Raw genomic sequence first — 17,107 nt, 5'->3', positions numbered from 1 at the left:
GCCCCTCTCCCCCCCCCCCCCCCCCCCCACCCCCCCCCCCCCCCCCCCCACCCCCCCCCCCCCCCCCCCCGGCGATTCGGAGGAAGCCGAGAGCTTGGATCGCTGACCCGGAGGCAGCCCGCTAGGGCCTCCGTTCAGCCGGTCGGGCTCGGGCCTCGCTGGCAGTGCGGGCACCAGTACGCCACTCGCCGGTGGGTCGGCTCGCCGTGGTCGGCGGTACGGATCACCGTGCCGCAACGCAGGCAGGGCCGGCCGGCTCGGCCGTAGACCCAGTTGCGCCGGTCCGGCCGGCTCTCCCCGGTGGTGATGTGGCCGGGGCGCTCGCAGCCGAGCCGGAGCAGCCGCCGGGCCAGCGCCAGCACCCGCTCCGGCCCCGGCAGCTCGCCGACCGCCGACCAGGGCGTGACCCCGCCCAGGAAGCACAGCTCGTTGGCGTAGACGTTGCCGATGCCGGCCAGGTTGCGCTGGTCCAGCAGAGCCTCGGCGACCGGGCGGCCCGGGTCGGCGGCCAGCCGCCGCAGCGCCTCGACCTGGTCCCAGTCCGGTCCGAGCAGGTCGGGCCCGAGGTGACCGACGGCCGTCGCCTCGTCCGCCGTGCGCAGCAGCTGGACCACCGGTAGCCGGTAGCCCACCGCGATCTGCTGCGGATTGCCCAGCACCGCCCTGATCTGCCAGGCCGGCCCGCCGTTCCACCGCTCGCCGGACCGGAACACCTGCCACCGCCCGTCCATCCGCAGGTGGGTGTGGAGCGTGAGGCCGCCGTCCAACCGGGTGAGCAGGTGCTTGCCGCGGGACGTCACGTCCAGCACCGCGCGCCCGGTGAGGTCGGCGGTGGCGTGCGCGGGGACCCGCAGCTCGGCCGTGGTCAGCACGTGGCCGGCCAGCGCCCGGTGCAGCCGCGCGGCGGTACGGAAGACGGAGTCACCCTCGGGCATGCCCCCAGCATGCCCGACCGGCCGCGCCGCACCGCCGCCCGGCCGGGGATACCCTCGATGGGCGGGCAGCGCCCGCGTCGAGAGGAGCCGACGATGGCGATCGCGACCGTGAACCCGGCGACCGGGCACACCCTGCGGACCTTCGAGCCCTACTCCCCCGCCGCCGTCGAGGAGCGGCTGGCCCGGGCGACCGAGACCTTCGCGCAGTACCGGCTGACCGACTTCGACCGCCGCGCGCAGCTGCTGGACCGGGCCGCCGAACTGCTCGACGCCGACCGGGAGACGATCGCCCGGGTGATGACCACCGAGATGGGCAAGCCGCTCACCGCCGCCCGCACCGAGGCCGCCAAGTGCGCCAAGGCGATGCGCTGGTACGCCGAGCACGCGCCCGCGCTGCTCGCCGACGAGCACCCGGCCGCCGTCGACGTCGAGGACTCCGGCGCGGCCCGGGCCTGGGTGCGCTACCGCCCGCTCGGCGTGGTACTGGCCGTGATGCCGTGGAACTTCCCGCTCTGGCAGGTGGTGCGGTTCGCCGCGCCGGCCCTGATGGCGGGCAACGTCGGGCTGCTCAAGCACGCCTCGAACGTGCCGCAGACCGCGATCTACCTGGAGGACCTGTTCCGCGGCGCCGGATTCCCACTGGGCTGCTTCCAGACCCTGCTGATCGAGTCGGCCGCCGTCGAGGCCGTGCTGCGCGACCCGCGGGTGGCCGCGGCGACGTTGACCGGCAGCGAGGGCGCCGGGCGGGCGGTGGCCGCGACGGCCGGCGACGAGGTCAAGAAGACCGTGCTGGAGCTGGGCGGCAGCGACCCGTTCGTGGTGATGCCCTCGGCGGACGTCGCGGCGGCGGCCCGGACCGCGGTGACCGCCCGGGTGCAGAACAACGGCCAGTCCTGCATCGCGGCCAAGCGCTTCATCGTGCACGGGGACGTCTACGAGGAGTTCACCGCCGCCTTCACCGCCCGGATGGCCGCGCTGCGGATCGGTGACCCGCTGGAGGAGGCCACCGAGGTCGGCCCGATCGCCACCCGGCAGGGGCTGGACGAACTGGCCGAGCTGGTCGACGACGCCGTGGCCAAGGGCGCCCGGATCGAACACGGCGGCCACCGGTCGGACGAACTGGGGGCCGGCTGGTTCTACCCGCCGACCGTGCTGACCGGCATCACGCCGGAGATGCGGATCCACCACGAGGAGGCGTTCGGCCCGGTCGCCACGCTCTACCGGGCCGAGAGCCTGGACGAAGCGCTCGCGCTGGCCAACGACACGCCGTTCGGGCTCAGCTCCAACGTCTGGACCCGGGACGAGGAGGAACAGGAGCGCTTCGTCCGCGACATCCAGGCCGGCGGCGTCTTCTTCAACGGGATGACCGCCTCCCACCCGGCGCTGCCGTTCGGCGGCGTGAAGCGCTCCGGCTATGGCCGGGAGCTGTCCGGGCACGGCATCCGCGAGTTCTGCAACGCCACCACGGTCTGGATCGGCGCGAGCTGACGGGCTCGCACCGCGTGCGGTTCAGTCCCCGCCGAGCTCAGTCCTCGCCGAGCACCGCGTACCACTCGGCGTCGTCGGCGTCGAACTGGTCGACCGGCTCGTCCTCCCGAGCGACGCGCTGGACCTGTTCCGCCATGTCGGCCGGCTCGCCCGGGCCGGTACCCTCGTTCTCCATCTGCGCTCTCCTTCGGTCGGTGATCGGTTTCCGGCGAGCGCCCCGGGTCGCGTTGCGCCGGCCCGGGGCGATCATGGGCTGGTCGTTACCCAGATCGGTCGTATCCCAACCGTCGGGCGGCCGGGATGACCCCGAACGGCGCACGGTACGGGCGGCCGGCGATCTACCATGCAGCTGTGGCCCGAACCTCCCCCGATCCCGCCGAACTCGCCCGCGGCGCAGCTTCGCTGAGCACGCTGGACGAGCTGATGATCGACTGCCGGGCCTGCCCGCGGCTGGTCGCCTGGCGGGAGGAGGCCGCCCGGACCAAGCGCCGCGCCTTCCGGGACTGGACGTACTGGGCCCGGCCGGTGCCCGGCTTCGGACCGCCGGACGCCCCGCTGGCGCTGGTCGGCCTGGCCCCGGCGGCGCACGGCGGCAACCGGACCGGCCGGATCTTCACCGGCGATCCGTCCGGCGATCTGCTGTACGGCGCGCTCCACGAGATCGGGCTGGCCTCCCGCCCGGTCTCCGAGCGGGTCGGCGACGGGCTGGAACTGTACGGCGTGCGGATCACCAACCCGGTCCACTGCGCGCCACCGGACAACCGGCCGAACGCGGTCGAACGCACCACCTGCCGGCCCTGGCTGGAACGCGAACTGGTCCTGCTCCGGCCCGGGTTGCGGGCGGTACTGGTGCTCGGCGGTTTCGCCTGGCAGGCGACGCTGCCGGCGCTCGCCACCGCCGGCTGGCAACTCCCAAGACCGCGACCGGGGTTCGCGCACGGGGCTCGGATCGCCCTGGCCGCGGCGGACGACGGGCCGCCGCTGACGCTGCTCGGCTGCTACCACGTCAGCCCGCGCAACACCTCCACCGGGCGCCTCACCCGCCCGATGCTGCTGGACGCGCTGGAGGTGGCAGCCGAGGCGGCGGGCCTCCGTCCGGGAACGCCGCCGGCCTGATCCGGCGAAGCGACCGCCCGTGCCTCCGGCGGCGACCGGGGTGCGCCGGAGGAGCGGGCGGATCTCAGCGGTCGGCTCGGCCCGTCGTCAGCTCACCGTGAGGGTGAGCGGGCCCGCCAGTGCCGTGTAGCCGTCGTTGTAGAGGTACCAGACGGCGTACGTGCCGGGACCGGAGAGGCTGCTGGTGCCGAAGGTCAGGCTGCCGCTCCCGTTCGGGGCGTATTGCCAGCTCAGCGAGGACTGCTGGCCGGGCGTCACCCCGGTCGGGTAGATCCCGATCCAGTTGGTCGAGCTGGTGGTCGACGCCGGGGTCGAGTACTGGAAGGTGACGCTCGCACCGTTGGCCACGCTCGGCGTGCCGGTGGTCAGCGTGCTGGTCGGCGCCGGGGTGGAGCTCGGGACGAAGGCGTCGTTGAGCGGCGTCGCGTAGGCGTCGTTGGCGGTGATGCCGGGCAGGCCCAGCGCCGCCTCGATGGTGCGGGCGGTGCTGTAGTGGTCGTAGCGCGTGGCGCTGGTGGTGCCGGCCGGGACGGTGCCCTGCGAGCCGTCGACGATCGCGGCCACCTGATTGTCGGGCTGGCTGCTGTCCTCGTCCCAGGTGACGATCAGCAGCGACTTCTGGGTGGTCCAGGCCGGCGACTGCAGGATCGGCGTCAGGGTCTGCTTCAGCCAACCGTCCTGGGTCTTCAGGCTGGTGGCGTTGCCGTTGCCGGAGGACTCACCGTCGTCGTAGTCGTCGGCGGCGATCCAGGAGAACGCCGGGGTGGTGGCCGCGCTCTGCAGATCGGTGGTCAACTGGCTGGTGTCGAAGAGATGGGCCGCGCAGCGGGTCGAATTGCCGCTGACGTCGGTGTAGTTGATGAACGGCGCGTCGTCCGGCTCGTAGTAGGAGTCGTACTGGGTGGTGGTGTTGCAGGGGGTGCCCATCCCCTGCTCGTACGCCTTCCAGGTCTTGCCGGCCGCCTCGATCCGGTCGCCCAGGTTGGTGCCCGGGTCATTGACGTGCGGCCAGTAGGTCGCGCCGGTGGTGTAGGTGTCGCCGCCCGCGACGGCGAGGTAGTTCTCGTCACTGGGGTGGTACACGGCGTGGTAGTTCGACATCGACGCGCCCTGTGCCATCAGGCTGTGCAGGAAGGGCGTGTCGGTCGGGTCGTTCATCACCTCCGAGTAGTCGGTGTTCTCCATCATGACCATGAAGACGTGGTCATAGCCGGGCACCTTGGAGACCGGCGGGGTGAGGGCGGCCGCGGTGACGGGAGTGGACAGGGTCAGCGACAGGTTGTCCAGGTAGCCCGACTCCCCGGAGCTCTGCAGGAACTGCACCTCGACCAGGACCGAGCGGGTACCGGCCGGGACGGCGCCGGTGCTGCTGCGGGCCAGGAACGAGGTGGCGTCGGAGCGGTCGGCGGCGGAGACGGTGGGCAGCTCGGCGGTGCTGCCGAGCTGCTGGCCCGAGCCGTTCCGGAACTGCAGCGAGACCTGGACGTAGCCCGCGTAGGTGGTCCAACCGCCCAGCCAGCCGGACAGGTTGTAGCTGACGCCGCCGCCGTCGATCACGGTGGCCGCGGAGGAGACGTCGACGGTCTGCTCCATCGCGCCGTCACCCTGGTTGCCGGGGGCGAAGAACGCCGTGCCGGGCGCGGGACCGGCCGGGTGGGCGAAGCTCCCCGCCGAGTAGCAGATGACGTCCGGGCTGCCGGACAGCACCGTCCAGCCCGGCATGGTGGTGGCCGCGGTCCAGTCGGTGGTGCAGTACCCGGCCTCGGCGTCGCCGTCAACGATCAGGTTCCCGCTGGTGGTATCCGCGCCCGCGCTCGCGGGCGTCACCGCGAGCAGCGCACCCAACAGGGCGAATACGCAACCGAGCGCTCGCCAAAGTCGTCTCATCTCCGGTAACCCATCCTGGTTGGTGTGACCGGCCTGGTGCGACCGGCCGAGGTGAACGTCCGTCAGTGCCGGGTCATTGCTAACGGTCCCGGCTGTCCGGGCGGGGAACGCCAGGCCAACACCGGCGCAAGAGATGCCGCTCGGAACGCCCGTCCCGGGGCACGCCGCACCAGCGGTCGTTGCGTTGTGTTTCATTTCTGTCACAATTCGTAGTCGGACAGGCGCGATCGGGCGGTACCACCCTGGTCCCGACCGGTCCGTGCAGCGCTCGCTCCCGATCTCCCGTCCCGTCCCCCGCCTCCTCCCCCGGTCGGTGTTCCCGGCTCCCACGCCGGACTTCCGGCCGCCGCGCGCTGCCCGCGGCCGGGAGGCCTCCGTCCCCAGGGCCGCTGCCCTGCCTACCCAGAGAGGTGGAATCCCGTGTCGCGTCCCACCGACGGCCAGTTCCTCGACCAGAAGATCGACACCTGCTTCGGCCACCCGACCCTGGCCTGAGGCGCGCCCGCGCGGACCGCCGTCCGGGCCGGGCGCCGATGGCGGCATCCGGCCCGGTCCCACGGCCCGTACCTGCCCGCACGTCTCCCAGGAGCCCGAGATGACCACCCGTTCCGACCTCGCCGGCGTCTGCGACGCCCAGCCCGGCACCGGCTTCGGCGACACCGCCGACTTCGAGCGCCCCTTCGACGCCCCACCCTCGCCCGACGAGCTGGTCCAGCTGGCGATGCGCTGGCACTTCGGCCCGCGCACCGGCTCGCCGTACTGGCTGCGGAAGGCACGCTGCCTGCCCTTCGACCCGCGGACCGACGTCAAGTCCCCCGCCGATCTGCTGCTCTTCCCCGACGTCGCCGAGGAGTGGCGCACGGTGCCGGTGGCCGACCTGGTCCCGCGCGGCAGCCTGACCGGGGTCCGGCCGCCCGCCGTCTACGAGAGCGGCGGCACCACCGGCCCGCCCAAGCGGATCATCGACGTCACGGCCTTCGGCCGGATCGCCGGCTGGGCCTGCCACCTGCTCGCCCAGCACGCCGACGACGGTCTGGGCAGGGCGAGTTGGCTCTACCTCGGGCCGACCGGCCCGCACGGGATCGCCCAGTTGGTCCGGCTGATGGCCGACCGCTGGCAGGCCCCCTGCCTGACCGTCGACTTCGACCCGCGCTGGGTCCGCCGCTGCCTGCGCCTGGGCCGCCCGGACGACGCACGGCAGTACGTCGCCCACCTGGCCGACCAGGCCGTGGAGTTGCTGTGCTCGCAACCGATCGCCGTGCTGTTCGCCACCCCGCCGCTGCTGGAGGAGATCGCCGGCCGGCCCGCGCTGCTCGACCTGCTGCGCTCGCAGCTGCGGGCCGTGCTCTGGGCGGGGACCGCGATGGATCCGGAGACCATGCGGCTGGTGCGTGAGGAGCTGCTGCCGGGGGTCGCGCTGGTCGGGCTGTACGGGAACACCCTGATGGGCACCGCCCCACAACGCCCCAGCCAGGACGGTGATTCGGAACCGTGCGTGTTCCAGCCGTACCACCCCTACACCATGCTGTCGGTGGTCGATCCCGCCACCGGTGCGGAGGTCGGCTACGGCGAGACCGGCCAGGTGCGGATCCACCACCTGAACCGCGACTTCCTGCTGCCGCAGTCGCTGGAGCGCGACCTGGCGATGCGGATCGCCCCGGTGCCGGCGTTCCCGTGGGACGGCGTGGCCCGGGTGCGCCCGATCGGGCAGTGGCCCGCCGGAGTCCTCGAAGGGGTGTACTGATGCTGCTCGGGCGGGCCCGGGTGAACCGGTCGACCGTGACCGCGGTGGACGTGGTCCGGCCGTCCGGCGAGCACCGGTCGCTGCTGCGCCGCCCGATCCGCTCGGTCAGCGGCGAGCACCTCGCCGACCTCTCGCTCGCGCCGGGACTGCTGGTCCGCCAGGTCCTGGCCGAGCAGGTGGCCGCACCGGGCCAGCGCACCGACGACCGACTCGCCGCCATCGCCACCGCCGGCGAGCTGTTCGCCACCGCCACGCTGGCGGGCGAGTCCCCGGAGGACTACTGCCACGCCCAGGCCAGGTGCTCCGGCGCGCCGAGCACGGTGGCCCGTCGTGGCCTGGCGCTGATCGCCTCCTGCACCGCGGGCCTGCGCGAGGACCTCGCCCGGCAGCGGCCGGCCGGCGTGGCCACCGACTGGCGCCAGGCGCTGCGCACCGGGCGCCCGCTGTGGTCCCGGCGCGGTCGCACGCTGGCCGTCAGCGCGGCCGGCAACCACCCGGGCGCGCACGCCGTGTGGCTGCCCGCGCTCGGCCTCGGCTACCGGGTCGCGCTGCGGCCCTCGCACCGTGACCCGTTCACGGCGCGCCGGCTGGTGCACGCCCTGCGGGCGGCCGGCCTGGCCCCGGCGTACTGCTCGCTGCTGCCCACCGAGCACGACACCGTGGACACCCTGGTGGCCGCCGCCGACCTCGCCGTCCTCTTCGGCGGTCCCGACCTGCAGGCCCGCTACGGCGACCGGGCCCGGGTGCGGGTGGAGGGCCCGGGCCGGGCCAAGATCCTGGTCGGCCGCGACACCGACCCGCGGACGGCGCTGGACGTGGTCGCCGCCTCGGTCGCCGACCAGGGCGGGGTGCTCTGCACCAGCGCCACCGCCGTCTTCGCCGAGCACGATCCGGCCGGGCTCGCCGCGGCGCTCGCGGACCGGCTCTCCCGGTTGCCGGCGCTGCCCCCGGAGCACCCACGGGCGGCGCTGCCCGTGCTGCCGGCCGAGCGGGCCCGGGCGATCACCGCCACCGCGCTGAGGCAGGCCGGCGGCGCGCCCGAACTGGCCTCGCGTGGCGCCCTGGTGGCCGAGCTCGGGGACGGCAGCGCGGCGCTGCGCCCGGCGGTGTTCCTGCTCGACCGCGTCGACCATCCGGCGGCCGGGGTGGAGCTGCCGTTCCCGTGCGTCTGGGTACTGCCCTGGTCACCCCGGGACGGCGTGCGGCCGCTGCGTGGTTCGCTCGCGCTCACCGTGCTCGGCGCGGACGACCACTTCTTCGGCCGGTGCGTCGCCGACCCGACCATCCGGCTGCTGCACCGCGGGCCCACCCCGACCTGGGACTGGCCCGCCGGCTCGCCGCACGACGGCTACCCGGGCGAGTTCCTGATGCGGGCAAAGCCCCTGACTGACCAGCAACTCCACCTCAGTGAAAATGAGTTGACCGATGAGTGACCTGGTCGGCCGGTCCGCCGTGGTGACCGGCGGCGGTTCCGGGATCGGCCTGGCCACCGTGCGGGCCCTCGTCGAGCGCGGTGCCAGAGTGACCGCGCTGGACCTCGACCCGTCCCGGGTACCGACACCGGCCCGGGCGGTGGCCGCCGACCTGCGCGACGAGGCGGCCGTGCGGGCCGCCGTGGACGCGGCGGCCGCGGCCCAGGGCGGGCTCGACGTGCTGGTCAACAACGCGGCCGTGGCGGGCGGGGTCGGCGGCGTCGAGCAGCACCCGCTCACGCTGTGGCGACAGGTGTACGAGGTCAACGTGCTCGGCATGGTGTGCGCCAGCCGGGCCGCCCTGCCGCACCTGCGCCGCTCGGCGCACCCGGCCATCGTCAACCTCTGCTCGATGGTGGCGACCACCGGGCTGCCGGACCGGGCGATGTACGCGGCCAGCAAGGGCGCGGTGCACGCGCTGACCCTGGCCATGGCGGCCGACCTGGTCGGCGAGGGGATCCGGGTCAACGCGGTGAGCCCGGGCACCACCGACACCCCGGCGATCGCCGCGCTCGCCGCCTCGTCGGCCGATCCACCGGCGGCGCTGGACGGCCTGCGGGCCCGGATGCCGATCCGCCGCCTGGTGGCGCCCGAGGAGGTCGCCGCCGCGATCGCCTTCCTGGCCGGCCCGCTCGCCGCCGCGGTGACCGGGACCGTGCTCACCGTGGACGGCGGACTCGGCAGCATCCTCCCGGCCGCGTCGCGGCCGATCTGACCCAAGCGCGCCAGGAAGGACGACAGATGCCCAGCGGTACCCGCCGCCTCGCCCCCGAGGCAATCCGCACCGAACGCTACGGCGACCACCTGTTCCGGCTGGACGAGCCGGAACACCGGCGGCTGCGGCTCCTCGGCGAGGTCTTCGACCCGCTGACCTTCCGCTGCCTGGCGAGCGCGCCGATCCCGCCGGGAGCACGCTGCCTGGACGTCGGCACCGGCGCCGGCTCGGTGGCCCGCTGGCTCTCCCGGCGACTCCCGGACGGCGAGGTGGTCGCCACCGACCTGGCGCCCGAGCTGCTCGGGCCGCCGGCCGAGCGCAACCTCACCGTGCTGCGCCACGACGTCACCGTCGACCCGTTCCCCGACGGCTCGTTCGACCTGATCCACGTCCGCTTCGTGCTCAGCCACCTGCCGCGGCGCCGCCAGATCCTGCACCAGATGGCCCGCTGGCTGCGGCCGGGCGGGCGGCTGGTGCTGGGTTCGTTCGGCTGGTTCCCGCTGGACTCCTCGCCGCACGAGGACTACCGGCAGGCGATGGACGCGCACTGCCGGCTGACCCGCGACCGGATCGGCACCGACGCCCGCTGGTCGCGCAGCCATCCGCTGCCGCTGCGGGCGGCCGGGCTGGACCGGCTGGGCGTGGAGACCGCCGTCCCGCAGTTGCAGGGCGGCAACGCCGTCGCCGACTTCTGGCGCCGAACACTGGCCGCCGCCGGTCCCGCCCTGCTGGACGGCGGCTACCTCACCGAGGACGCGCTGACCGCGGCGCTGGACTGCCTGCAGGACCCCGGCTTCTGGGACCTCTCGCCCGCCTTCGTGCAGAGCTGGGGCTACCGCCCGCGCTGAGCGTCCCCGGCTCCCAGGTCATCCGGGTCCGACCCGGACCCAGGCCCCCACAAGCCGCCGGGACTCACGCGAGGGCACCCGCCGCGGGGGCGGCGTGCTTCCCCGAACCGTGTCTCCCGGGCCCGTGCTTCCCCGAACCGTGCTTCCCGGGCCGGGGCGACACACCGACCGGCGCCGTCACGGGCGCGCCGCCCGGCTCCGCCTCGGGTCGTCCGGCGCCGCGATCGGGTTCCGCGGTGCTCCCGACGGTGCTCGCTCGGCTCGTCGCGGCCCGCAGCGCGGCCACCGTCGGCTCCGGGAACGCCGAGGTGACGGCGATCCTGGCGAACGGCGCGGGCCGGCGCAGATCGACGCAGACCACACCGCCACGCCGGGGACGGACGGCGAAGAAGTCCCGCCCACCCGGATGCCGCCACACCCCCAGGCAGAGCGCACCGGGAATCAGCAGGCCGCTCTCCCGTTCACCCCGCAGCGCGCGCCACGGTTCCGGCTGGGCGGCGATCCGGTCCACCGCCGCCAGCGGCACCCTGATGTCACCGTGCCGGGCTGCGGCCCGCTCCCACCAGGCCAGCCGGACCAGCAGCCGGTCACCCTCGGCCGTCAGCCTGGCCATCGCTCCTTCCTCTCCCGCTCCGTCGCCGCTTCGTCCGCCCGGTCAGCCGCCGGCCGGCCAGCCGGTGCCCGCGGTCCGGCGCTCGGCATCGGGTGGTCCGAGCTGTACGGGCTGGACGTGGGCCTGGGCGGCCAGCAGCGGCGCGCCATGACGCTCGGACCGGTGCCCGACGCGGTCCCCGATCTGCTGGCGGGGCGTGCCGGTGGGGCCCGGCGGCATCGGGATCAACCGGCGCGCCACGATCCGGCCCACCCAGCGCCGTCCGCACTCCGGGCACGGCGGGGCACCCGCGGGGGTGTACGGGGAGTCCACCACGACGCCGTCCCGCGAGAAGTACTCCCAGTCGTCCCCTTCCAGGTCGCGGTAGTGCTGGACGTCATAGTCGATGCTCCACCGGTTCCAGCAGTGGCCACACGTGAACTCCGCACGCTCCAGGGCAAGTTCCGTGATCACCGGGTCCACCTCCTCCACCCGCGCATGCTGTTCGTCAGCCGGTCGCCCACGGGCGGGCGCGTGGCCTCCTGCCGGTCCCGCTCACGGAAGAGGCTCGTACGGATCGGCCTCGCGCTCGCGCTCCTCTGTCGACGCATATCCACGCATACCGGTCATATACTCCAGCCTCGTCGGCGTTGGCAAGCCCCTCGGTGCGGGGCTGCGGCCGTCGGATCACTCACCCTCCCGTGCGATCTCGAGGGCGAGCGCCTGCAGGATCCCCTCCGTCGAGGTCGTGGGTTCCGTCTCGTCGTAGGCGTCCGCAACCGCCTCGAACGCCATGACGAACCCGCTGACCAGGGCACTCAGCGGTTCGGAGAGCTGGCTCAGCACGGACATCCCGACCTCCCTCGCGTCCGCGCCGACCGGCACCAGGAAGTGGTCGGGGATCACCTCGCCGAGCAGGTCCGAGACGTAGTCGGTCCCGACACCGCTGCGCAGCCCCGTGAGCGCCGCGATGGCCTTGAGCCTGATCTCGCTCTCGGTCATGGAGCGGGGGTGGGAGGTGAGGTCGGGACGCGGTCTCGACGTGGCGCTGCCTGGCCGTCCTCGCCCCGGGCATGGTGACCGTCAGGACTCCGCCGGCGAGCGACGCCCTGACCTTGCCGGCCTCGGTGCCGTGCGGGCAGAGTCATCGCAGTTCACCTCCGCGAACGGGGATTCGGGGCACCGCCCCGCTACTTCCATGCTGGTCGCCGGCCGCGCTCCTGGCGAGCGGGAACGGCACCCGCCTCGTTCACCGTCCGCGACGGGACGGCCACGGCTCATGCGTCGGCGGTGTGCAGCGCGTCCTGTGCCCGGTTCAGGCCGCGGACCACCAGCGCCTCGACGGCGTTCGCACAGCGGTCCAGCAGGGTCGGCGGGGCCGCCTGCTCGGCCGGCGAGAACTCCTGGAGGACGAACTTCCCGACCGGCTGGCCCTTCGGCGGGCGTCCGAGCCCGAAACGGAGCCGGAGGAAGTCGCGCGTTCCCAGCACGTCACCGACCGAACGTGTCCCGTTGTGTCCACCCGGACCGCCGCCGCGCTTCAACCGGATGACGCCGAAGGGGAAGTCCAGCTCGTCCTGCACCACCAGCAGGCGCTCGGTCGGCACGCCGTGCGCCCGCAGCATGGAGGCGACCGGGCGGCCGGACAGGTTGATGAACCAGAGCGGCTTGGCAAGGACCACCCGACGGCCGTCGACCTCGATCTCCGCGACCCGGCAGCTGATCCCCCGCAGCTTGAACCTGGCGCCGTGACGCTCCGCGAGCCGGTCGACGACCAGGAACCCGGCGTTGTGCCGCGTCCCGCCGAACCAGGGTCCGGGGTTGCCGAGCCCCGCGACCAGCCAGCGCTCTTCAGCCTTCATCGACGCGAACCCCCAGGTACCAGTTCACCACCGGCTGCGGCCCCGGCACTCGGCCGGTGGTGAAGACGCCGGACGCCCCGTCCGGCCGGACCAGCGAGCCTACCAGCGCCGACGCACTGCCACGGGCACCGACCGGGACCCACCGGCGCCGACACCGAGGGCGACTTCGGCCCGGACCACGCCGGGGGTCACGGACGTGCGTCGAGGTGTCTCCACCGCACCGGATCGGAACTGCCGGCGGCACGGCGGCGGACGGCGGGATTCGCCCGCGGGAGCCTGCCGTGGTCGCCGCAGTCCAGCACGAGTGCCTCGTTGCCCCCACGCTGGAACTCGTAGTCGACCCGCTCCAGCCAGGTCGGGATGCCGTAGCCGGCCAGCTCCCGTCGGATGCGGTCGAGCGCGTCGTACCGCCGGTCGCTGGTGTGCAGCAGCACCGGGAAGAGTCGCACCTGCCGGCGGGCCACCCGCGCCAGCTCGAGCAGGGCGCCCAGGTGGAACGCCTCGTCGAGCTGTGCGCCGTAGGAGAACAGCAGGTGGGAGCTGAGGACGAGATCGAATGACCTTTCAGCGAAGGGCAGTTGGGGCAGGGCGGCGTCGACGTAGCGGTCCGGACGCGCGCTGAGGTCGGCGGCGAAGGTGCGCGCGGCCCGGGCGCGCAGTCGGGTGTAGCGTTCGACGTCCCCGAACCAGGTCCAGACGAAGCTCGACGCGTTCTCCACCAGGAACGCGTGCTTGTGCTCGATCTCGCGTAGCACCAACGCGCCCAGCTGGTCCCGGTGGTGACCGTACTGGGGGTCGACCGCGACGGCGTCCGTGCCGCGCGCCCCGGCCAGTGCCACGAAGCTCGCCGCCCCGCCCGGGCAGTCCAGGATCCGCAGCGAGAGGTCGTGGTCCGACAGCGCGAACATCGCCCGGTACTCGTCGAAGGATCGGGCGCTGACGAGCATCCGGTCAGCCCCTTCCGATGAACGGCATCGTCGTCGGCAGGACGGTGAGGAACTGCACGTTGGTGTCCAACGGCATCGACGCCATCAACAGCAGCGCCTCGGTGAAGCGTTCCACCGGAATCGTCGCCTCCACCGCCATCGTCCCGTCGGCCTGCATGGCGGGCGGCTGCGGGCTCCCGTCCACCGGAGCCACGTTCCCGACGTCGATCTGCCCGCACGCGATGCCGTACTGCCGGCCGTCCAGCGAGAGTGCCCGGGTCAGTCCGAGCACGGCGTGTTTGGCCGTGGTGTAGGCGATGGAGTTGGGCCGCGGCGAATGGGCCGACGGGGCACCGTTGTTGATTATGCGTCCGCCGGACGGTGACTGCGACCGCATGGTGCGGAAGGCCTCCTGCGCGCAGAGGAAGGTGCCGGTGACCGTGGTGTCCATCACCTGGCTCCAGTCCGCGAAGGGCACGTCCACGATCGGCCGGCGCGGGGTGGCCGCGCCCGCGTTGTTGAACAGCAGGTCCACCCGACCGAAGCGTTCGCGGACGCTCCGGAACAGGGCGGCGACCTCGTCGGGGTTCCTGATGTCGGTCGGGACGGCGGCGGTCCGCCGTGGGTCGACCCTCGCGAGGGCGACGGTCTCCTCCAGCGCTTCCTTCCGCCGGCCGGCCACCGCGATCGACCAGCCCGCGTCGAGCAGCGCGAGCGCGCTCGCCCGGCCGATCCCACCGCCGCCACCGGTGACGATGCCGACCTTGCCGTTTCCCGCTGCGTCGGCGGTCACAACACCTCCGTGTTCATCCAGACCCGGAGCATCCGGCGGGAGTTGCGGCCGGGCTCGTCGACGTAAGGCGAACGCCCGTGCAGCACCCGGCTGTTGCGGATGATCAGCAGGTCACCGGCCGCCATGGCCAGGCCGAAGGCGATCTCCGGCCGGTAGAGGACCTCGTCGAGCACACCGAGGGCCTCCCACTGGCGTGCGCTCAGCGGCGGGCCGCCGCGTTCGGGAGACATCCGCACGGTGCGGGTCTGGTAGTAGCAGCCCACGGTCCCGTCCGGTTGGGTGAAGAGGATCGGCGAGACGATGACCTGCTCGCCGACCCGGCCGGTCCGGTCGAAGGTCCACTCCTCACCGAGCGTGGTGAGGACGTCCGGCCGTTCCCGCTCGATGATGTCGCGAACGTGGCGCGCGCTGGCCAGCTTGGTGAATCCGCCGCCCCGCACCGCGGGTTGCAGGCAGAGCAGGACGAGCAGGTCGCAGGTGTCGCAGTGGAACCCCAGTTCGGTCGCGCCGTCACCGTCCAAGTCGCGGAGCACCTGGGTCAGGTCGCCCTGGGCGTTCTGGGCGACGATCTCCCCGAACTCCCGCAGCACGAAGGACAGTCCCGCCACGACGTCGTCCTCGGGGGCGGACGGGTCGATCAGGTTGCGGACGTGCGCGAAGCCCACGGACCTGATGCTGCCGAGCACGAAGGTGTGCAGCGCCTCGCGCACCCCCTCGGCTCGATCCCACCGCCCGGCCTGCGAGTCGGTCCAGAGGAGCCGCCGGTCGCCGTCGCCGAGCGACATCGACCAGCGCCCACGTCGAGCCTCCAGATCCGCACTGCTCCAGCCGATCTCGGTCACCGTGTCATCGGACATGTCGTGGATCGTTCCTCTCTCGTCGGTCCCCGGTCCTCAGTCGGTCGCCACGGACACGGCCTTCGCCCACAGCGCCACCGCCTCGTCGATCTGCTCGGCGGTGACGACCAGGGCCGGAATCATCCGCACGACGTTCAGGTGCACGCCGCAGGTCAGCAGCAGGAGACCGAGGTCGGCGGCCGCCTGTTGGGCGCGCTTCGCGCCGGCTGGATCGGGGGATCCGTCCGGGTGGCAGAACTCGTTGCCCACCATGAGCCCGAGTCCGCGCACGTCGGCGACGGCCGGGGCGCCGGCGGCGACCTTGCGCAGCCCGTCGATCAGGCGCCGGCCCTGTTCGGCGGCGTTCTCCACCAGGCGTTCGGTGCGGATCACGTCGAGCGTCGCGAGCGCGGCGGCGCAGGCCACGGCGTTCCCGCCATAGGTCCCGCCCTGCGAACCCGGCCAGGCCCGCCGCATCAGCGCGGTCGGCGCGGCGATCGCGGAGAGCGGGAAACCGCTGGCGAGCCCCTTGGCCGTGAGCAGGATGTCCGGCACCACGTCGTCGTGCTCGTGGGCCCAGAACCTGCCGGTCCGGCCGAACCCGGTCTGGATCTCGTCGAGCACCAGCAGGATCCCGTGGCGGTCCGCGCGTTCGCGCAGTCCGGCCAGGAAGCCCGGCGGGGCCGGAACGTAGCCGCCCTCGCCCAGGACCGGCTCGACGAACATCGCGGCGGTCTCGTCGGGTGCGCTGACGGTGGCGAGCACGTGGTCGAGACCACGCAGGGCGTGCTCGACGGCCTGCTCCCCACCCATTCCGAGCCGGAAGGCGTGGGGGAACGGCGCGACCGCGACGCCGGGGATCAGCGGACCGATGCCGGCGCGGAACCGGCTGCCCGCGGTGGTGAGGGCCGCCGCTCCGATCGTGCGCCCGTGGAACGAGCCGTCGAACACGATCGCGTTCGGCCGGCCGGTGGCGTGCCGGGCGAGTCGCAGGGCCGCCTCCACCGCCTCGCTGCCGGAGGCGACGTAGAACAGCGAGTCCAGGCCCTCGGGCAGCACCTCTCCGAGCCGCTCGGTCAGCGTCAGCAGCGGCTCGTGCAGCACGGTGGTGTACTGCCCGTGGATCAGCTGGCCGGCCTGTCGCCGTACCGCCTCCACCACCCGCGGGTGGCAGTGGCCCGTGCTGGTCACCCCGACGCCGGAGGTGAAGTCGAGATAGCGCCGACCGTCGGCGTCGAAGAGGTGGATCCCCTCGCCTCGGGTGGCGATGACGGACGTGGCTTGCTTGAGCACCGGGGAAAGCTGGGACACGGGACCTACCCTCTGTTCGGCGGGACGCTGTTCGGTGGGACGCGCGGGAACGGGACTGCGGCGACGGCTCCGCTCAGGCCGTCCGGCCGGAGAGCACGGCCTGGGGGAGGAAACCCGCCTCGGTCGCCCACGACAGGGCGGCGGACCACCACTGCGGGGTCGGTGCCGCGAAGCGCACGCCGACCCGGCCGAGCACGGATGTCGTGTAGGAGCTGTCGAAGGAGACGTTGCGGTCGTCGAGTTGGGACCACGCCGACGCCAGCCGGGCCTCGGTCGGATGGGTCCGTTCGGCGCGGACCATGGCCCGGGCGAAGGTGTCGTCGTCGGTCAGCACGACCGGGTGGCCGTACTCGACGAGCCATCCGACCAGCTCGTCGTGGGGTACCTGGTAGGGGGTCTCGACGTGGTAGACGCCGGGCGCGGCGTACGGGTTCGTCGCGATCGCCGCGATCCCCGCGGCCACCGTGTCGACGTGCGAGAACGCGAAGGTCGTCGCTGGCCGGGGGGGGGGGGGGCGCGGAAAAAAACGAAGGGAGAGGCGGCGTTTTTTTTGTGCGGGGGGTGGCGGGCTCGGTGCTTCTT

The 17,107-nt window shown here is 73.5% G+C and carries 18 protein-coding genes; 6 read left to right on the top strand and 12 right to left on the bottom strand.

What is annotated here, in order from left to right; translation table 11 throughout:
• Window positions 1-134 precede the first annotated feature (134 nt).
• On the bottom strand, window positions 135-935 hold the full coding sequence (locus ACZ38L_RS19575) for a DNA-formamidopyrimidine glycosylase family protein (RefSeq protein ID WP_465694713.1): 801 nt from the start codon (window positions 933-935) through the stop codon (window positions 135-137).
• A gap of 93 nt (window positions 936-1,028) precedes the next feature.
• On the opposite strand from ACZ38L_RS19575, the gene ACZ38L_RS19570 reads away from it, so the two are divergent.
• On the top strand, window positions 1,029-2,423 hold the full coding sequence (locus ACZ38L_RS19570; RefSeq protein ID WP_465694709.1) for an NADP-dependent succinic semialdehyde dehydrogenase: 1,395 nt from the start codon (window positions 1,029-1,031) through the stop codon (window positions 2,421-2,423).
• Between the two features lie 37 nt (window positions 2,424-2,460).
• Here ACZ38L_RS19570 and ACZ38L_RS19565 read toward each other — a convergent pair whose 3' ends face one another.
• Window positions 2,461-2,598 carry a hypothetical protein gene (locus tag ACZ38L_RS19565; protein ID WP_465694704.1) on the bottom strand — a complete coding sequence of 46 codons (138 nt, stop codon included), beginning with the start codon at window positions 2,596-2,598 and terminating at the stop codon, window positions 2,461-2,463.
• A gap of 248 nt (window positions 2,599-2,846) precedes the next feature.
• On the opposite strand from ACZ38L_RS19565, the gene ACZ38L_RS19560 reads away from it, so the two are divergent.
• Window positions 2,847-3,539 (top strand): uracil-DNA glycosylase, encoded by a 693-nt coding sequence (locus tag ACZ38L_RS19560; protein WP_465694725.1) that lies wholly within the window; start codon window positions 2,847-2,849, stop codon window positions 3,537-3,539.
• An 87-nt stretch (window positions 3,540-3,626) separates the two neighbouring features.
• Here the strand turns inward: ACZ38L_RS19560 and ACZ38L_RS19555 are convergent, their stop codons facing one another.
• Window positions 3,627-5,426, bottom strand: a complete 1,800-nt coding sequence (locus tag ACZ38L_RS19555) for an alkaline phosphatase family protein (RefSeq protein ID WP_465694700.1) — start codon at window positions 5,424-5,426, stop codon at window positions 3,627-3,629.
• A gap of 595 nt (window positions 5,427-6,021) precedes the next feature.
• Here ACZ38L_RS19555 and ACZ38L_RS19550 point away from each other — a divergent pair.
• From ACZ38L_RS19550 to ACZ38L_RS19535, 4 genes are read left to right on the top strand one after another with little or no spacing between them, the layout of a single operon-like run.
• The gene (locus ACZ38L_RS19550; protein WP_465694696.1) at window positions 6,022-7,170 is read left to right on the top strand and encodes an AMP-binding protein; all 1,149 of its coding nucleotides are present in this window, start codon (window positions 6,022-6,024) and stop codon (window positions 7,168-7,170) included.
• Complete coding sequence (locus ACZ38L_RS19545; protein WP_465694692.1) at window positions 7,170-8,603, top strand: aldehyde dehydrogenase family protein; 1,434 nt, start codon at window positions 7,170-7,172, stop codon at window positions 8,601-8,603. The genes ACZ38L_RS19550 and ACZ38L_RS19545 overlap by 1 nt, the downstream gene beginning before the upstream one ends.
• A complete protein-coding gene (locus ACZ38L_RS19540; protein ID WP_465694689.1) occupies window positions 8,596-9,357 on the top strand; it encodes an SDR family NAD(P)-dependent oxidoreductase in 762 nt (253 codons plus the stop codon). Before ACZ38L_RS19545 ends, ACZ38L_RS19540 begins: the two co-directional genes overlap by 8 nt.
• Window positions 9,358-9,383: 26 nt before the next feature.
• A complete protein-coding gene (locus ACZ38L_RS19535; protein ID WP_465694685.1) occupies window positions 9,384-10,205 on the top strand; it encodes a class I SAM-dependent methyltransferase in 822 nt (273 codons plus the stop codon).
• Between the two features lie 64 nt (window positions 10,206-10,269).
• Here ACZ38L_RS19535 and ACZ38L_RS19530 read toward each other — a convergent pair whose 3' ends face one another.
• The 9 genes from ACZ38L_RS19530 to ACZ38L_RS19490 all read right to left on the bottom strand — a co-directional run bounded on the left by ACZ38L_RS19530 (window position 10,270) and on the right by ACZ38L_RS19490 (window position 16,988).
• Complete coding sequence (locus ACZ38L_RS19530) at window positions 10,270-10,818, bottom strand: hypothetical protein (RefSeq protein WP_465694682.1); 549 nt, start codon at window positions 10,816-10,818, stop codon at window positions 10,270-10,272.
• 42 nt (window positions 10,819-10,860) lie between these two features.
• Window positions 10,861-11,271 (bottom strand): hypothetical protein, encoded by a 411-nt coding sequence (locus ACZ38L_RS19525; protein ID WP_465694678.1) that lies wholly within the window; start codon window positions 11,269-11,271, stop codon window positions 10,861-10,863.
• Between the two features lie 213 nt (window positions 11,272-11,484).
• On the bottom strand, window positions 11,485-11,799 hold the full coding sequence (locus ACZ38L_RS19520; protein WP_465694674.1) for a hypothetical protein: 315 nt from the start codon (window positions 11,797-11,799) through the stop codon (window positions 11,485-11,487).
• A gap of 275 nt (window positions 11,800-12,074) precedes the next feature.
• Window positions 12,075-12,659, bottom strand: coding sequence for an aminoacyl-tRNA hydrolase (pth, locus tag ACZ38L_RS19515; RefSeq protein ID WP_465694672.1), 585 nt, complete (start codon window positions 12,657-12,659; stop codon window positions 12,075-12,077).
• Window positions 12,660-12,847: 188 nt separating this feature from the next.
• Window positions 12,848-13,606 (bottom strand): hypothetical protein, encoded by a 759-nt coding sequence (locus tag ACZ38L_RS19510; RefSeq protein ID WP_465694668.1) that lies wholly within the window; start codon window positions 13,604-13,606, stop codon window positions 12,848-12,850.
• Between the two features lie 4 nt (window positions 13,607-13,610).
• Window positions 13,611-14,378, bottom strand: a complete 768-nt coding sequence (locus tag ACZ38L_RS19505) for an SDR family oxidoreductase (RefSeq protein WP_465694664.1) — start codon at window positions 14,376-14,378, stop codon at window positions 13,611-13,613.
• The gene (locus tag ACZ38L_RS19500) at window positions 14,375-15,235 is read right to left on the bottom strand and encodes a TauD/TfdA family dioxygenase (RefSeq protein ID WP_465694659.1); all 861 of its coding nucleotides are present in this window, start codon (window positions 15,233-15,235) and stop codon (window positions 14,375-14,377) included. The genes ACZ38L_RS19505 and ACZ38L_RS19500 overlap by 4 nt, the downstream gene beginning before the upstream one ends.
• Window positions 15,236-15,271: 36 nt before the next feature.
• Window positions 15,272-16,525, bottom strand: a complete 1,254-nt coding sequence (locus ACZ38L_RS19495) for an aspartate aminotransferase family protein (protein ID WP_465694656.1) — start codon at window positions 16,523-16,525, stop codon at window positions 15,272-15,274.
• A gap of 73 nt (window positions 16,526-16,598) precedes the next feature.
• Window positions 16,599-16,988, bottom strand: coding sequence for a hypothetical protein (locus ACZ38L_RS19490; RefSeq protein ID WP_465694654.1), 390 nt, complete (start codon window positions 16,986-16,988; stop codon window positions 16,599-16,601).
• Between the last annotated feature and the right edge of the window lie 119 nt (window positions 16,989-17,107).

It is taken from the genome of Kitasatospora sp. NPDC024654, from assembly GCF_055559155.1.
The sequence above is the reverse complement of the archived record's forward strand: the minus strand, read 5'-3'. Positions and strand labels throughout refer to the sequence as shown.

What these genes read in the sequence shown, in the direction of transcription:
- ACZ38L_RS19575 (WP_465694713.1), bottom strand. Translation starts at nt 935, where the DNA reads ATGCCCGAGGGTGACTCCGTCTTCCGTACCGCCGCGCGGCTGCACCGG.
- ACZ38L_RS19570 (WP_465694709.1), top strand. Translation starts at nt 1,029, where the DNA reads ATGGCGATCGCGACCGTGAACCCGGCGACCGGGCACACCCTGCGGACC.
- ACZ38L_RS19565 (WP_465694704.1), bottom strand. Translation starts at nt 2,598, where the DNA reads ATGGAGAACGAGGGTACCGGCCCGGGCGAGCCGGCCGACATGGCGGAA.
- ACZ38L_RS19560 (WP_465694725.1), top strand. Translation starts at nt 2,847, where the DNA reads ATGATCGACTGCCGGGCCTGCCCGCGGCTGGTCGCCTGGCGGGAGGAG.
- ACZ38L_RS19555 (WP_465694700.1), bottom strand. Translation starts at nt 5,426, where the DNA reads ATGAGACGACTTTGGCGAGCGCTCGGTTGCGTATTCGCCCTGTTGGGT.
- ACZ38L_RS19550 (WP_465694696.1), top strand. Translation starts at nt 6,022, where the DNA reads ATGACCACCCGTTCCGACCTCGCCGGCGTCTGCGACGCCCAGCCCGGC.
- ACZ38L_RS19545 (WP_465694692.1), top strand. Translation starts at nt 7,170, where the DNA reads ATGCTGCTCGGGCGGGCCCGGGTGAACCGGTCGACCGTGACCGCGGTG.
- ACZ38L_RS19540 (WP_465694689.1), top strand. Translation starts at nt 8,596, where the DNA reads ATGAGTGACCTGGTCGGCCGGTCCGCCGTGGTGACCGGCGGCGGTTCC.
- ACZ38L_RS19535 (WP_465694685.1), top strand. Translation starts at nt 9,384, where the DNA reads ATGCCCAGCGGTACCCGCCGCCTCGCCCCCGAGGCAATCCGCACCGAA.
- ACZ38L_RS19530 (WP_465694682.1), bottom strand. Translation starts at nt 10,818, where the DNA reads ATGGCCAGGCTGACGGCCGAGGGTGACCGGCTGCTGGTCCGGCTGGCC.
- ACZ38L_RS19520 (WP_465694674.1), bottom strand. Translation starts at nt 11,799, where the DNA reads ATGACCGAGAGCGAGATCAGGCTCAAGGCCATCGCGGCGCTCACGGGG.
- pth (WP_465694672.1), bottom strand. Translation starts at nt 12,659, where the DNA reads ATGAAGGCTGAAGAGCGCTGGCTGGTCGCGGGGCTCGGCAACCCCGGA.
- ACZ38L_RS19510 (WP_465694668.1), bottom strand. Translation starts at nt 13,606, where the DNA reads ATGCTCGTCAGCGCCCGATCCTTCGACGAGTACCGGGCGATGTTCGCG.
- ACZ38L_RS19500 (WP_465694659.1), bottom strand. Translation starts at nt 15,235, where the DNA reads ATGTCCGATGACACGGTGACCGAGATCGGCTGGAGCAGTGCGGATCTG.